This window comes from Novosphingobium sp. (assembly GCF_037133355.1).
Taxonomy (GTDB): domain Bacteria; phylum Pseudomonadota; class Alphaproteobacteria; order Sphingomonadales; family Sphingomonadaceae; genus Novosphingobium.
Genome location: NZ_JBAXOI010000002.1, coordinates 389,546 through 403,980, shown reverse-complemented (window position 1 = coordinate 403,980; position 14,435 = coordinate 389,546). Strand labels below are relative to the sequence as shown.

General features: G+C 66.3%; 12 protein-coding genes. 5 read left to right on the top strand and 7 right to left on the bottom strand.

Going from position 1 to position 14,435, the window contains the following annotated elements; all coding sequences use genetic code 11:
- The first annotated feature begins 14 nt into the window (after positions 1-14).
- Together WCL10_RS04155 and WCL10_RS04150 are read left to right on the top strand one after the other, a co-directional pair.
- Positions 15-1,058 (top strand): hypothetical protein, encoded by a 1,044-nt coding sequence (locus tag WCL10_RS04155; protein WP_336894357.1) that lies wholly within the window; start codon positions 15-17, stop codon positions 1,056-1,058.
- Complete coding sequence (locus tag WCL10_RS04150) at positions 1,055-1,297, top strand: ribbon-helix-helix domain-containing protein (RefSeq protein WP_336894356.1); 243 nt, start codon at positions 1,055-1,057, stop codon at positions 1,295-1,297. Before WCL10_RS04155 ends, WCL10_RS04150 begins: the two co-directional genes overlap by 4 nt.
- A 1-nt stretch (position 1,298) precedes the next feature.
- Here the strand turns inward: WCL10_RS04150 and murA are convergent, their stop codons facing one another.
- Positions 1,299-2,582: a UDP-N-acetylglucosamine 1-carboxyvinyltransferase gene (gene murA, locus WCL10_RS04145; protein WP_336894355.1), complete on the bottom strand. Its 1,284-nt coding sequence runs from the start codon at positions 2,580-2,582 to the stop codon at positions 1,299-1,301.
- 112 nt (positions 2,583-2,694) lie between these two features.
- Here murA and galU point away from each other — a divergent pair, with 112 nt between their 5' ends.
- Entirely contained in the window at positions 2,695-3,594 is a 900-nt protein-coding gene (gene galU, locus WCL10_RS04140; RefSeq protein WP_336894354.1) for a UTP--glucose-1-phosphate uridylyltransferase GalU, read from the top strand.
- A gap of 9 nt (positions 3,595-3,603) precedes the next feature.
- On the opposite strand, the gene WCL10_RS04135 is transcribed toward galU, so the two are convergent.
- The 6 genes from WCL10_RS04135 to glnE form a co-directional block, all read right to left on the bottom strand.
- The gene (locus tag WCL10_RS04135) at positions 3,604-4,905 is read right to left on the bottom strand and encodes a cytochrome P450 (RefSeq protein ID WP_336894353.1); all 1,302 of its coding nucleotides are present in this window, start codon (positions 4,903-4,905) and stop codon (positions 3,604-3,606) included.
- A gap of 19 nt (positions 4,906-4,924) precedes the next feature.
- Positions 4,925-6,463 (bottom strand): acyl-CoA synthetase, encoded by a 1,539-nt coding sequence (locus WCL10_RS04130; protein ID WP_336894352.1) that lies wholly within the window; start codon positions 6,461-6,463, stop codon positions 4,925-4,927.
- Between the two features lie 192 nt (positions 6,464-6,655).
- The gene (locus tag WCL10_RS04125) at positions 6,656-7,300 is read right to left on the bottom strand and encodes a M23 family metallopeptidase (RefSeq protein WP_336894351.1); all 645 of its coding nucleotides are present in this window, start codon (positions 7,298-7,300) and stop codon (positions 6,656-6,658) included.
- A gap of 260 nt (positions 7,301-7,560) precedes the next feature.
- Positions 7,561-8,322 (bottom strand): ferritin-like domain-containing protein, encoded by a 762-nt coding sequence (locus WCL10_RS04120; RefSeq protein ID WP_336894376.1) that lies wholly within the window; start codon positions 8,320-8,322, stop codon positions 7,561-7,563.
- A gap of 65 nt (positions 8,323-8,387) precedes the next feature.
- Positions 8,388-8,861 (bottom strand): peroxiredoxin, encoded by a 474-nt coding sequence (locus tag WCL10_RS04115; protein ID WP_336894350.1) that lies wholly within the window; start codon positions 8,859-8,861, stop codon positions 8,388-8,390.
- A complete protein-coding gene (glnE, locus tag WCL10_RS04110; protein ID WP_336894349.1) occupies positions 8,858-11,581 on the bottom strand; it encodes a bifunctional [glutamate--ammonia ligase]-adenylyl-L-tyrosine phosphorylase/[glutamate--ammonia-ligase] adenylyltransferase in 2,724 nt (907 codons plus the stop codon). Before glnE ends, WCL10_RS04115 begins: the two co-directional genes overlap by 4 nt.
- A gap of 188 nt (positions 11,582-11,769) precedes the next feature.
- Here glnE and WCL10_RS04105 point away from each other — a divergent pair, with 188 nt between their 5' ends.
- Together WCL10_RS04105 and WCL10_RS04100 are read left to right on the top strand one after the other, a co-directional pair.
- Complete coding sequence (locus tag WCL10_RS04105) at positions 11,770-13,398, top strand: M28 family metallopeptidase (protein ID WP_336894375.1); 1,629 nt, start codon at positions 11,770-11,772, stop codon at positions 13,396-13,398.
- A 12-nt stretch (positions 13,399-13,410) separates the two neighbouring features.
- Positions 13,411-14,397: an agmatine deiminase family protein gene (locus tag WCL10_RS04100; protein WP_336894348.1), complete on the top strand. Its 987-nt coding sequence runs from the start codon at positions 13,411-13,413 to the stop codon at positions 14,395-14,397.
- Positions 14,398-14,435: the final 38 nt, after the last annotated feature.

Here is a 14,435-nt window from a genome sequence, read left to right as displayed (position 1 = left end):
GGTCGGGCTGTGCCATGAACCGATGGATTGCCGCGTCCTGTGCACTGCTCCTGACGGCTGCGGCCAGTGCGCCGCAGCGCTACGACTGGGGCGCCGAGAAGCTTGCAGAGACTTATGGCGCGGAGATCGCGTCCGACGCCGCTTCGACCCAGAACGCGTGCCGAGCGCGCTTGACGGCCGAACCACCCGCCTCGGACTGGCCTTCCACCAGCGAGCGGAGCGGGCTGAAGGATTGCGATTCCGAAGCGCTTTTCTACGGTATTGGCCGCCCGGCTGATCCGGTCGCTGCCCGAAAATGTGCTCTGATCGAGCGTGAGCAGGAAGTCGGCCCAAACGCGCCTGATTTCGGCGGCCTTGGTTACAGCTACTTCTCCGGGGCCGGCATTCTCGCGATGATCTATGCCAACGGCACGGGAGCGGCGCGCAATCTCGATGTGGCGATCCACATGGCTTGCGGTGTTGAGGATGCCCCGGCCGCCAGCGAAAGCCGCATCGGCGAGCTGTTGGAACGGCAGGCAGGCAAGGGCAGGGGCGGCAGCTTCGAGATTTGCGAAGATGCAACAAGTGGCGTTTCGGCCGGCTATTGCGCCGGCCACGCCGATCGCCTTGCAGAGCAGAGCCGCAAGCAACAGATCGCATCGTTTGGCGCAAACTGGACAGAGCCGCAGCGCCGTTTGTTCACGCAGGTCTACACCAGCCTTTCGACTTATGCCGGGATCGCGCACGAGATGGATTGCTTTGGCGGCACCGCGCACGCGGCCTGCACGATTGCCGGCGCCGGTGCCGATCAGGATGACTTCCTGCGCAGGATCGAGGCGCTCGGCTCAGGCCGGCGACCCGCCCCCAGAGACCTGCACGACGGTGACAGTCCAAGCCCTGCCGTCGTTCCGCCCGATCTCGGTGGCGTGCCCAAGGACCAGCGTGGGTGGTATCGTGACAACTACCGCGCGGCAGTCGCGGCCCGTGCGAAGTTCGAACGGGACCTTATCGAGTTCATGCGCATGGCCTTCCCCACCTGGTCCGCTCACGATGTGCGGGTGATGTTCCGAGACCTGTGATCACGCCCTACCACCCGCCGGTCAAACGCTCGGTCGAGATTGCCGGACACAAGACCTCGATCAGCCTGGAACCGTTGTTCTGGGACTGGTTGCGGTCGGCTGCCGAGGTAGAGGGCGTGCCGGTCAACGCATTGGTGGCGCGCATTGATGCAGAGCGGATCGCGGCGGAGAACCCGCCCGGCCTGGCCGGCGCCATCCGCCTCTGGCTGGCAGTGCGCGTGGCAGGCCAGCCGATCTGAATCAGTCGCCCCCGACGCGCTCCACATCCGCTCCGAGCAGGGCGAACTTCTCTTCCAGCCGCTCGTAACCGCGGTCGAGGTGATAAAGCCGGTGCACCTGCGATTCGCCCTCGGCGGCAAGCCCGGCGATGACAAGGCTCATCGAAGCGCGCAGGTCGGTCGCCATGACTTCCGCGCCGTTCAGCTTGCTCACACCGTGGACAATCGCGGTGCGGCCCTTGGTCTCGATGTGGGCGCCCATGCGGTTGAGTTCGGGCACGTGCATGTAGCGGTTCTCGAAGATCGTCTCGGTGAGCACGCTCGAACCCTGGGCGAGGCACAGCATGGCCATGAGCTGTGCCTGCATGTCGGTGGCAAGCCCCGGGTAGGGCGCGGTCGACAGTGTCACCGAGCAAAGTGGGCCATCGCTCGCCACGCGCAAGCCGCCGCGCACCGCCTCGATATGGACGCCTGCATCGCGCAGCGCCTGGATCGTGGCGGCCATGTCCTCCGCCCGTGCACCGGCCAGTGTGATGTCGCCCCCGGTGATCGCCGCCGCGCAGGCATAGCTGCCCGCCTCGATGCGGTCGGGCATGACCATATAGGTTGCGCCGTGAAGCCGGTCGACACCATGGATGGTGAGGTCCGAGGTGCCGATACCTTCGATTTGGGCGCCCATCGCGACCAGAAGGTTGCAAAGATCGACAATCTCCGGTTCCCGTGCCGCATTGTGCAAGGTGCTGGTGCCGCGTGCGAGCACTGCGGCCATGAGTGCGTTTTCAGTCGCCCCCACCGAAACGATGGGGAAGCTGTAGTCCCCGCCGGGCAGCCCGCCATCGGGCGCGATGGCCCGCACATAACCGGCGGCAAGCTCGATCCTGGCGCCGAAAGCTTCGAGCGCTTTCAGGTGGAGATCGATCGGCCGATTGCCGATCGCGCAGCCGCCGGGGAGCGAAACGGTCGCCTCACCCGCCCGCGCAAGCAAGGGGCCCAGCACGAGGATGGAGGCGCGCATCTTGCGAACGAGGTCATAGGGCGCGACGGTCGAGGTGAGGCGGGTTGCCTGCAGGGTCATGACCCGGCCGAAATCTTCGGGCCGTGCGCCGGCGATTGTCGTTGAAATGCCGAACTGGTTGAGCAGATGCTGGAAGCCGTCGATGTCGGCCAGCCGCGGCAGATTGCGCAAGGTTACCGGCTCGTCGGTCAGAAGCGCGCAGGGCAGAAGCGTCAATGCCGCATTCTTCGCGCCCGAAACTGGAACAGTGCCCGAAAGGCGATTGCCGCCGCGAATGATGATCTTGTCCATCGCGGTCGTTTAGCTTGTTTGCGAAGCGGCGCAACAGGATCGAAAGGATGGCGCAATAGACGTCCATTATGCCACAAGCGTTCAGCCACCACACGAGGGGACCAGACAGGACATGACCGGTAGCATCGCATCGCAGCCGCAGCGCAAGCCCGTACGCAAGGCAGTATTTCCCGTGGCTGGCATGGGCACGCGCTTCCTGCCCGCGACCAAGGCGATTCCGAAGGAAATGCTGCCGATCATCGACCGGCCGCTGATCCAGTATGCGGTGGACGAGGCGCGCGAAGCGGGAATCGAGCAGCTCATTTTCGTGACCGGGCGCGGCAAGACCGCGATTGTCGAGCATTTCGACACGGCCTTTGAGCTGGAGCGGACGATGTCCGATCGCGGCAAGGACCTGACGATTCTCGACCCGACCCGCATTCTTCCAGGCAATCTGGTCACCGTGCGCCAGCAGGTCCCGATGGGCCTCGGCCATGCGATCTGGTGCGCGCGCGCAATCGTCGGTGACGAGCCGTTCGCGATCTTCCTGCCCGACGAACTGATGATCGGCACTCCGGGCTGCATGAAGGAAATGGTCGAAGCCTACAACGAAGTCGGCGGCAATCTCATCAGCGTGCTTGAAGTGCCCGAGGAGGAGGTTTCCAGCTATGGGGTGATCGCCCCGGGGAAGCGAATCTCGGACAAGCTCACCGAAGTGACCGGGCTGGTCGAGAAGCCGAAGCGTGAGGATGCGCCGTCGAATCTCATCATCTCGGGTCGCTACATTCTTCAGCCCGAAGTCATGCGCACGCTCGAAGGGCAGGAAAAGGGAGCGGGCGGCGAGATCCAGCTGACCGACGCCATGGCCCGCATGATCGGCGACCAGCCGTTCCATGCCGTGACTTTCGGCGGGCGCCGCTTCGATTGTGGCAGCAAGACAGGCTTTGTCGAAGCGACGCTGGCGCTCGCGCTCGAGCGCCCGGACATGGCGGACGACGTCCGGGCAATCATGAAGCGCCTGCTGGCGGAGTGAACCTGCGGCTCAGGCCGCCTTCCAGCGCAGCGGAAGGCGCTTGAGCCCGCCGACAAAGGTCGACTTTGCGCGTGCCGGTTCGCCCGCCAGTTCGACGCTGTCCAGCCGGTCGAGCAGCACCTCGAACAGAATGCGCATTTCGAGCCGCGCCAGGTGCAGGCCAAGGCACTGGTGCGCACCTGCGCCAAAGGCGAGGTGCCGATTGCCTTCGCGCGCCGCATCGAACCGGCGCGGATCGGGGAACTGCGCCGGGTCGTGATTGGCCGCGACATAGTTGAGCATCAGCCAGTCGTCCTTGGCGATCTTCTGCCCGCCGAGCTCGGTATCAACTGATGCGGTGCGCATGAAGTGCTGCACCGGCGTAGTCCAACGGATCGCTTCCTCGACAATCCCGGCAAGCAGGCTGCGGTCGGCCTTGACCCGCGCGAACTGTGCGGGGTCGCGGGACAGCGCGAGCATGGCGCCTGCGGTCGAAGCGCTGGTCGTATCGTGGCCTGCGCTGGCGGTGATGATGTAATACCCTGCGGTCACCACGTCGTCGAGCGGTTCGCCGTCGATCATGCCGTTCGCGATGATGGTGGCGACGTCGTCCGATGGGTTCTTGCGGCGCTCGGCGGCGAGGGCGGCGAAATAGGCTTCGAAGTCCTTTACCGCACCGGCGACGATCTGGGTGATCATTTCGGGCGGCAGGTTCTTGATGCCCGACTGGTTGAGCTCTTCATCCTGCCCGCCGAACATTTGCTGGGTCAGCACCAGCATGCGCTGCTCGTCCTCTTCAGGCACGCCGAGGATCTGCATGACGACATGGAGCGGATAGGGTGAGGAGACGAGTTTGGTGAAATCGCCTTCCCCGCCGGCGGCCAGAAGGCGTTCGACCGTCGCTTCGGCGATCGCGCGGGTCCTGGCTTCGATGGTGCGCAGGTTCTTGGGCATGAACCAGTCCTGCGTCAGGCGGCGCAGCTTGGGATGCAGCGGAGCATCGAGTTGCACCAGCGACTGCACGAGGTGCGGGCTGCCGCCGGTAATTGCGCGGGCGAGTGCATCGGTGCTGCGCAAGGTGAAGACGGTCGGCTTGGGATGGTTGAGGAAAGTCGTGTTGTCCTTGCTTGCGGTCATGACCGCGTCGAAGCTGCTCACCAGCCAGAACGGCTCATGGATATCGTCAGAGGAGACGACGCGGGCGACGCCGACGTCGCCCGTGCGCAGCGTGTCGAACTGGTCGAGCAGCGGATCCCAGGCGGCATAGGCGGCGGGATCGATGACGGCGCGGCCGATCTCTTCGGGAACGATGCGGTCTGCGGTGGTGGCCATGCTGGTGTCCTTGGTCTGATCAGGCGGAGGCAGCGGCGGCGGCCTTGTATTCGTCGCGCAGCAGACGCTTGAACAGCTTGCCGGTCGGCTCGCGCGGAAGCTCTTCGCGGAAGTCGATCTGGCGGGGGAGCTTTACGCGGCTGAGTTGCGGGGCGAGCCAGGCGGTGAGTTCTTCGGCGAGGGCGGGGCCAGCTTCACCAAAGTCGTGCGGTTGAACGATGGCGACCACGCGCTCGCCCATGTCCGGATCGGGGGCGCCGATGACCGCCACATCGGCCACTTTCGGGTGTGTTATCAATAGGTTCTCGATCTCCTGGGGGTAGATGTTGACCCCGCCGGAGATGATCATGAAGCTCTTGCGGTCGGTGAGGAAGAGGTAGCCCTCGTCATCCTCCCAGCCGACATCGCCAAGGCTGGTCCAGCCGTGCTTGTTGGTGGCATCGCGGGTCTTGTCGGGGTCGTTGTGGTAGGCAAAGGGATTGCCGCCTTCGAAGAAGACCTGACCCTCGGTGCCGCGCGGCACTTCATCGCCGGCCTCGTCGCAGATGCGGATCGTGCCGAGCAGCGCGCGGCCGACCGAGCCGGGGCGCTGCAGCCATTCGGCGCTGGAAATGAAGGTGAAGCCATTGCCTTCGGTGCCCGCGTAGTACTCGTTGAGCACCGGGCCCCACCATTCGATCATCGCATGCTTGACCGGCACGGGGCAGGGCGCGGCAGCGTGGATCGCGCCGCGCAGCGAGGAGAGGTCGTAGCGCGCGCGCACCTCCTCGGGCAGCTTGAGCATGCGCACGAAGTGGGTCGGAACCCACTGGCTGTCGGTCACGCGGTGGCGCTCGATGGCTTCCAGCGCCTTTTCCGGGTCGAACTTCTCCATGCAGACCACGGTCCCGCCGAACCGGTGAATGGTCATCGACCAGCGCAGCGGTGCGGCATGGTAGAGCGGCGCAGGCGAGAGATAGACCGCATCGGGGCGAATGCCGAACGGGCCGCCCGCCAGCAGGATCAGCGAGTTGGCGCCGCCGATCGCCGGGTCTTCGGGCAAGGGAACCCGCACGCCCTTGGGTTTGCCGGTGGTGCCGGAGGAATAGAGCATGTCGCAGCCCGCACGCTCGTCCGCGATCGGCTCAGCCGGCATGGCCCCGAGCGCCGCAGCAAGATCGTGCTCGCCGCTACCGCCGAGCCGCAGCTGCGCAACTTCCGGCGCAGCAGCGGCGACGGCATCCAGCAGGGGCATGAGCGCGCCGGAGCCGACCAGCAATTTGGCCCCGCTGTCGCGCGCGATGTAGGCAACCTCGGGCGGCGTGAGGCGCGAGGAAATCGCGACATAGACTACGCCTGCCCGCTGCGCACCCCAGCACAGCGAAAAGAAGGCGGGGTGGTTCTCAAAGCACAGCGCGATGGTATCGCCGATCCCGACGCCGCGCGCCCGAAGCAGCTGGGCGAAGCGGTTGCTCTGTGCCTCCAGCTCGCCGTAGGTCACCACCTCGCCGCTGCCGGTCATGATCACCGCAGGCTTTTCAGGGTTGGTCCGCGCGTGGAAACTGGGGTGGTAATTCATGCGCATCCTCTCAGGATCGGCGGCTCGATGTGGCCGCTTGCCCGGGGAGTTTAACCGTTCGATTAAAGTGCGCAACGGGATTCGTCGGTTCGGCACGGCCCCCAGCCGGAATTCCCGCGCCACAAAAGAAGAAGGCGGCGTTTACCGCCGCCTTCGTCCCATCCTCTCCAAGATGTCTCTGTTAAGCGGCGATCAGCGAACCGGAGCCGAGGGCGTATCGTTCTGCGCCAGCACACTGTCAGTCGCAACGCCGGGCGCCACGGTCTGCATGTAGGGAACGGGGTTCACCGCTTCGCCGCCGATGCGCACTTCGTAGTGCAGGTGCGAGCCGGTCGAGCGGCCGGTCGAGCCGACGTAGCCGATCACGTCACCCTTGCGGACGCGCTGGCCTTCGGCAACCGCGATGCGCGACATGTGACCGTAGCGGGTTTCCATGCCGCCGCCATGCTCCAGCTCGACGAACAGGCCGTAGCCGCCGAACCAATCGGCCTTGCCGACGACCCCATCGGCCGAGGCGTGGATCGGGGTGCCGGTCGTGGCGGGAAGATCGATGCCCTTGTGCGCGCGCAGGCCGCCCAGCACAGGGTGGACGCGCAGACCGAAGCCGCTGCTCATGACGCGGTTCGAGGCAATCGGAACGAGCGAGGGGATCGAGACCGCCTCGCTACGCTGAGCCGTGCTTGCCGGAGCAAGCAGGACGCCGCCGTCGAGCGCTTTCCAGCTGGCGAAGAGCTTGTGGAATTCATCATCGGCGGGGGCAGCCGTGGTGCCGTTGCGGGCAGCTTCGGCGGCGCGGAGCGGGGCGGCAATATCAGCGGAGGATGCGCTGCTCGCCATGGCCGGAGCCGAAAAGAAACAGGTGGCCGCGCCGAGCGAGCCAATCACCAGTTTCAGAAGCTTGTTATGAAACATTACGACCCGCTAACCCTTTTTGACCCTGGCTTTCCGGCATCAATCGCGCCGTTATCGCAGTCAGGGCAAACCCACCTCGATCCTGCCATCACAATGCCGGCTAACCCCGGACTGCCTGACAGTTTCGCTTAAGGACCAGCGGAAACCCTTCCGTGGCCCTCTTGAAGACGGGTTAGGGGGAACGGTTACAGAGAGACAACCCCTGTCATCAATTCGTACGATAAACCGGCTGACCGACGCGCCGAGTCGTTGAACGGCGGCTTAACAGCCCCGCGAAAGTGCCGCGCAACGAGGGTTTTCCAGAGCGCCGGGGGCGATTCACCCCGCTCATCGCACAGATTCAGGAAGTGGATTGTGCCGAAACGCACATGGCGGATTTCATCGTCAAGGATTCGTTCGAGGATCCGCGCAGAGCGCAGATCGCCTGCCGCGTTGAAGCGTTCGATCGTGACGGGCGTGACATCGAGACCGCGCGCCTCGAGCACCATAGGCACCACGGCGAGACGGGCGGCGAGATCATGCGCGGTCTCGCGCGCGGCATCCCAAAGTCCGTCGTGCGCCGGCAGCGCGCCGTAGTCCGAACCGAGCGTGCGCAGGCGGCGGGCAAGCAGCGCGAAATGCATCGCCTCATCTGCCGCGACATCGAGCCAGTCGCTGACGAACTGCGGTCCGCGCTCGGCCCCGAAGCGTCCCGCCGCATCGAGCGCGAGATCGATGGCGACGAACTCGATGTGGGCAAGCGCATGTAGCAGCGCGAGCCGCCCGCGCTCCGAACCGCCCCGGCCGCGCTTGGGCATGGCATTGGGAGGCAGCAACTCGGGCCGCGCCGGGCGCGCAGGCTCGTCCGGCATGGCGACATCGAACGCGAAGGCGAGCCGGCCACTCGCCCAGTCGCGCCGCACTTCGCGCGCGGCCATGGCCTTGGCCGCGGGATCGGCGGTGAGCATGGCCCCCCGGATCGCCGCGGCGACGCTCGTGCCAATACCGTTGCGGCTTGTCACATCGAGGCCGGTCAAAGGGTCTTGGCGGCGGCGAGCACGGCTTCGGCGTGGCCCTTGACCTTCACCTTGGGCCAGACCTGCGCGATCTTGCCATCGGCGCCGACGAGATAGGTCGTGCGCTCCATGCCCATATAAGTGCGGCCATACATCGACTTTTCCGTCCAGATGCCGAGCGCATCGGAGAGGCCGCCGTCCTCCGCATCGGTGGCGAGCGGGGCGGCAAGGCCGTGCTTCTCGATAAACTTGATGTGCTTCCTGGGCGGGTCCTTGCTCACGCCGAGGAGCGCAGTCCCGGCGGCGGCAAATTCGGCAGCAAGCGCAGAGAAGTCCTTGTTCTCGGTCGTGCAGCCGGGCGTGTCGTCCTTGGGGTAGAAGAACAGCACCAGTTTGCGGCCGATGAAGTCCGACGGCTTGACGGTGCCGCCCTCGGTTGTGGTCATGGCAATGTCGGGCAGCATGCTGCCTGCGCCGATGGTCTCGCTCATTCTTGGATCTCCAGTTCCTCGCCAAAAACACTGTGCCAGCATGTGGCAATCCCGCAGCGCGCGGCCAGCACGGCGGCCAGCAGCCCCTGCCAGTCGGCCAAGCCGCACGCCCGCGCGACAATAGCGCGGCTGGCCTCGGGCGGATAGCGGCCGTCAGGGGCAACGAGCCGCACCACCACAAGCAGCCGCGCCAGGAGATCGTGCGCGGCACGCAAGGCTGGGGGAAGCAGGCCGGCTGCGGCAAGGCCATCGACGGCGCGGCCAAGATCGGGATCGAGCGCGACCCTCTCGCGCAGCTGAAGATAGTGGACGAGGAATTCGAGATCGACGAGCCCGCCACGCGCGAGCTTGACATCGAGCGGGCCCGCCGGCGGCTTGTGCAGCGCCATTTCCGCGCGCATCGCCAACACATCGTCCCGGAGCTTCACGGGTTCACGCGGGCGGTGCAGCACTTCGGCAATGATCGCGGCGAGCGCGGCGCGATCACCGACCGAACCATGCAGCGGCCGCGCCCGGCACAGGGCCATGTGTTCCCAGGTCCAGGCGTCTTCGCGCTGGTAGCGCGCGAAGCTGTCGAGGCTCACGGCAATCGGTCCTTGCGCGCCGCTGGGCCGCAGCCGCACATCGACCTCGTAAAGCGCGCCGGCTGCGGTGGGGGCAGAAAGCGCGGCGATCACCCGCTGGGTCAGGCGATTGAAATAGAGCGTGCTGCCAAGCGGGCGCGCGCCATCGGATTCGCCGGTGTGGTCGCCGCTGAACAGGAACACGAGATCGAGGTCGGAGGCGTGGGTCAGCGCGGCGCCGCCAAGCCGGCCAAGTCCGAGAATGACCAGATCGCTGCCCGCGATCCGGCCGTGCGGGCGGACGAACTCGCCTTGTGCCGCATCGGCCAGCACGGTGATAGCGGCTTCGGCCAGTCTCGACAGGGCGGCGGCGACATCGAGCGGATCGCGCCAACACTCGCCCGCTTCGCACTCGATCAGCTGGACGCCCAGCGCAAAGCGCCATTCGCCGACCTTGCGCCGCACCGCATCGAGCAGGCACTGGTAATCATCACCCGGCTCGCCGCAGCGCAATTCGGCAGCGAGGCTTTCGGTGCTGCCTGGAAGATCAAAGGCGGTGCGGTCGATCAGCGTATCGAGCAGATCGGAGCGGCGGGCGAGTTCATCCGCCAGCGTGGGTGCATGGGCGAGCACGCGCATGACCACGCCGAGCAGGGCTGGCCGCGCTTCGAGCAACTGGAACACGTTGATCGCGCTCGGCAGGCCGGCGAGCAGCCCTTCCCAGCGCAGCAGCGCGCGCTCCGGATCGGGCGCGGCGGCGAGCGCGCCGAGCAGTGTGGTGCGCAGCCGGGCAAAGGCGCCGCGCGCTTCGGCAGTGCGCAGCGCGCGGTACTGGCCGTTCTCCCAGCTCTCGATTCGTGCGGCCAGCGGAGCCGGATCGGCAAATCCGAGCCCGGCAAGTTCGAGCTCGAGCGGGCGCACGGTGACAGGGACGGCGCCGGTGGGGGCGTAGGTTGCGATCAATGTGTCGAAACGGCTTCCCACCGCCTCGGAAATGCCGGCCAGTTCCTTGACCAGTGCGGCACCCGAAGGCAGGCCCTCGAGCCGGGCGACCGCATCGAGCTGGGCGGGGTCGGTGGGCAGGCTGTGGGTCTGCTGATCGGCAATCATCTGCAGGCGGTGTTCGAGCGTGCGCAGGCGGTCGTAGCTTTGCCCCAGCAACACGGCATCGTCGGCGGCGATAATGCCCGCCGCAGCGAGGGCATCGAGCGCGGCGCGAGTGCCGCGCTGGCGCAGTGCCGGGTTGCGGCCGCCGTGGATGAGCTGATGCGTCTGCGCAAAGAACTCGACCTCGCGGATTCCGCCACGTCCGCGTTTGAGATCATAGCCCGGACCGACCTGCTGGCCGCCGGCATAGTGGTCGCGGATCCGCGTGGTGAGCCGCCCGATCTCGGCAATCGCCCCGAAATCGAGGCTGCGACGCCAGACGAAGGGCCGGATCGCATCGAGAAAGGCCTGCCCGGCAACGACATCGCCGGCAGCGGGCCGCGCGCGGATGTAGGCGGCGCGTTCCCAGGCGAGCGCACTCGATTCGTAGTGCGTGATCGCGGCGATGAACGGCAGTGCGAGCGGCGTGACTTCGGCAGCGGGCCGCAAGCGCAGGTCGACGCGGAAGACATAGCCTTCAGCCGTGACCGCGCCGAGCAGTTCGACGATGGTTCGCGCAATGCGCTGCGCCGCGTCGGCTGGATCGTCCCGGTCGCGGCGGGGGAGAATATCGGGATCGTAGAGCAGGATGGGGTCGATGTCGGACGAGTAGTTGAGCTCGCCCGCCCCGTGCTTGCCGAGTGCGATTGCGGAAAAGCCTTTCGGCTCGGCATCGGGCACGCGGCGGCGCATGGCAGCGGTGATCGCGGTATCGAGTGCGCGGTCGGCGAAGGCGGAGAGTTCGGCCATCACCCGCGCGAGCGGAAGCGCGCCGGCTAGATCGCCAATGGCAAGCGCTATGGCGAGCGCGAGACGTTCGCGGCGCAGCGCGATCGCGGCGTCTGTCTCGCCCGCGCCGGCAGTGCGTGCGGCAGCCAGCGCGTCCTCGATCCGGCCCGTTTCGAGCAGGGCTGCAAGCGCCGGAAGGCGGTCCAGGCTGCGGCACAGGAACGGGGCTTCGGCGCGCGCGCGGTGGATGGCGTGGGGCCAGTCGAGGGCGGGCGCGGTCATGGGGCATGCGATGCTCCTTCGGCCCCGCGCGATCAAGCGCGCTTGTCATGCTTGCCAGCGAGCGAGGCCTCTGCCACCTCTCGCCGCCTTGCCGGTAACCCGGCGGCTTAGTCGAGGAATGACGGATGACCTTTCGCAAGCCTTTAGGCCGCACCCTGCTTGCCCTGTCGTGTGGCGCCGCGCTGGTGATGCCGGTTTCGGCGAGTTTCGCTGCACCTGCAGTGCCGCCTGTGGACGAGGCGCTGCTGCGCGAGACGATCCGTACGCTGTCCTCGGACGCCTTCGAAGGGCGCGAGCCGGGCACCGCGGCTGAGCCAAAGACGCTCGATGCGATCATCGCGCGGTTCAAGGCGGCAGGGCTCAAGCCGGGCAACAAAGGGCCTGAGGGCAAACCAAGCTGGCTGCAGGATGTGCCAACGGCAACGATCACCGGGGGCAATCGCAGCCCGCTGGTGATCACCGGCGATGCGCTGACTTTGAGCTTCAAGCCCTCCAGCGAGTTCGTGGCGGGCAGTTACCGCATCACGCCGCACAGCGAGGTCAAGGACAGCGAGCTCGTTTTCGTCGGCTACGGCATCAGCGCACCGGAGCTTGGCTGGAACGACTACGCCGGCATCGACATGAAGGGGAAGACTGCGGTCATCCTCGTCAATGATCCCGACTATGCGATGGCGACCGAGGAGGGGCTCTTTCGCGGGCGCCGCATGACCTACTACGGGCGCTGGACCTACAAGTTCGAGGAAGCGGCGCGGCAGGGCGCGACGGCGGCGCTGATCGTGCATGACACGTTCCCGTCGGCCTATGGCTGGCAGGTGGTTGAATCGAGCTGGTCGGGGGCGCAGCATTTCGTGCAGAGCGCGAACAACGGCGCCGACCAGACCGTTGCCAACGGCTGGGTGCAGAAGAGCGTCGCGGAAGCGATCCTGAAGGCGGCGGGCAAGGATCTGGCGGCGCTCACCGCAGCGGCGGGGCAGAAGGGTTTCAAGCCGGTGGCGCTGGGTCTCAAGGCGAGCCTTTCTTTCGACAACACGATCGAAAAGGCCAATTCGCACAACGTGATCGGCATTCTGCCCGGCAAGTCGCGGCCGAACGAGTTTGTGCTCTACAGCGCGCACTGGGATCATCTCGGCCACTGCAAGCCCGATGCAACCGGCGACGGCATCTGCAACGGCGCGATCGACAATGCGACCGGCATCGCCGCGCTGGTGGCGATGGCCAAGATGAACCGCGCGGCTGGCCCCGCTGCGCGCAGCCAGGTGTTTCTGGCGGTCACACTCGAGGAATCGGGCCTGCTAGGTTCGGAGTACTACGCTCAGAACCCGGTATTCCCCCTGGCGAAGACCGTGGGCGGTGTGAACATCGACGCCCTGTACACAGGCGGATCGGTGAAGGACGTGACGGTGACAGGGGGAGACAAGTCCGAATTGACCGCGATCCTGCGCAAGGCAGAAGGTGCAATGGGGCTCGCCGAAGCACCTGAGGAAGGCCCCGAGAAGGGCTTCTACTACCGGTCCGATCACTTCAGCTTCGCCAAGCGCGGTGTGCCAATGCTCGATCTCAAGCGCGGTACCGATCTGATCGTTGGGGGCAAAGCGGCTGGCCAGGCGATCACGAATGATTACGAGAACCTGCACTACCATCAGCCCAGCGATGAGTATCAGGAGAGCTGGGACGTTTCGGGCATGAAGCAGGATGTGACGCTGTTCTATCGGATCGGTCGGGAGCTTGCCAATGGCACGACCTGGCCCAACTGGCACCCGGGCGACGAGTTCCGCGCCATTCGCGACAAGAGCCTTGCCGAAGCGGCTGGCAAGTAAGAGGCGGCTGGAATGACCGATATCGCAATGCGGATGCCGCCCGAGTGGCATCCGCAGGACTGGCTCTGGATCGGCTTTCCGCATCTGGCGGAAGAATGGTCCGGCGTGATCGACCGGGCGCAGGAGCAGATTGCCGCCTTCGCGAGCGCCGTTGCCGATAGCGGGCAGGAGGTGCGGCTGATCGTCCGCGATGCGGCGAACGAAGCACGGGCGCGAACGTTGGTTTCGGGTGCGGTCACGCTGGAGCGGCGGGTCTATGGCGATGTCTGGCTGCGCGATACCGGGCCGCTGGTGGTGCGCGGGCAAGCGGGTCGGCGCGCGAAGCTGTTCGGGTTCAACGGCTGGGGCGGCAAGTACCTGATGGCGGGCGACGAGGCGATCGGCGCCGATCTGGCTGCTAGCACGGACCTTGCGGCCGATCGCTGCGACTGGATTCTGGAAGGCGGCGCGCTTGATGGCGATGGCACGGGTCTCGTCGCCACGACCGAACAGTGCCTGCTGAACCCGAATCGCAATCCGGCGCTGACGCGCGGCGACCTGGAAGTGCGGCTCGCGCGGGATCTGGGCTTTGACCGGGTCTTGTGGCTGGACGAGGGCCTTATCAACGACCACACCGACGGCCATGTCGACAATCTCGCGCGGTTCGTCGCGCCGAACCGCCTTGCCGTGCCGCGCGCTACAGGTCCGGGCGATCCCAATGCCGCGATCTACGCCGATACGGCAGCGCGCGCGCAGGGTTTCGGCGTGGAGGTGGTGGAAGTGCCCTCGCCGGGGCTCGTCGAATGGGGCGGTATGGTGCAGCCGGCGAGCTACATGAACTTCGTGATTGCCAACAAGGTCGTGATCGTGCCGGTGTTCGGCACGCAGCATGATGACGACGGCGTCGCAGCGATTGCCGAGCTGTTTCCACACCACGCGGTGATCGGGCTGATGGCCGATGCGGTGCTGGCGGGCGGCGGGGGCTTCCATTGTTCCAGCCAGCAGATGCCTGCAGCCTGATTATGCGCCCCTTAACCCGGCGGCGCTAAAGGGCTGGG

Bases quoted from the DNA above. Each gene is read 5' to 3' on its own strand.
- glnE (WP_336894349.1), bottom strand. From the start codon at position 11,581: ATGACCGCGCCCGCCCTCGACTGGCCCCACGCCATCCACCGCGCGCGC.
- WCL10_RS04130 (WP_336894352.1), bottom strand. From the start codon at position 6,463: ATGAATTACCACCCCAGTTTCCACGCGCGGACCAACCCTGAAAAGCCT.
- galU (WP_336894354.1), top strand. From the start codon at position 2,695: ATGACCGGTAGCATCGCATCGCAGCCGCAGCGCAAGCCCGTACGCAAG.
- WCL10_RS04115 (WP_336894350.1), bottom strand. From the start codon at position 8,861: ATGAGCGAGACCATCGGCGCAGGCAGCATGCTGCCCGACATTGCCATG.
- WCL10_RS04105 (WP_336894375.1), top strand. From the start codon at position 11,770: ATGCCGGTTTCGGCGAGTTTCGCTGCACCTGCAGTGCCGCCTGTGGAC.
- WCL10_RS04120 (WP_336894376.1), bottom strand. From the start codon at position 8,322: ATGCTCACCGCCGATCCCGCGGCCAAGGCCATGGCCGCGCGCGAAGTG.
- WCL10_RS04155 (WP_336894357.1), top strand. From the start codon at position 15: ATGAACCGATGGATTGCCGCGTCCTGTGCACTGCTCCTGACGGCTGCG.
- WCL10_RS04135 (WP_336894353.1), bottom strand. From the start codon at position 4,905: ATGGCCACCACCGCAGACCGCATCGTTCCCGAAGAGATCGGCCGCGCC.
- WCL10_RS04125 (WP_336894351.1), bottom strand. From the start codon at position 7,300: ATGGCGAGCAGCGCATCCTCCGCTGATATTGCCGCCCCGCTCCGCGCC.
- murA (WP_336894355.1), bottom strand. From the start codon at position 2,582: ATGGACAAGATCATCATTCGCGGCGGCAATCGCCTTTCGGGCACTGTT.
- WCL10_RS04100 (WP_336894348.1), top strand. From the start codon at position 13,411: ATGACCGATATCGCAATGCGGATGCCGCCCGAGTGGCATCCGCAGGAC.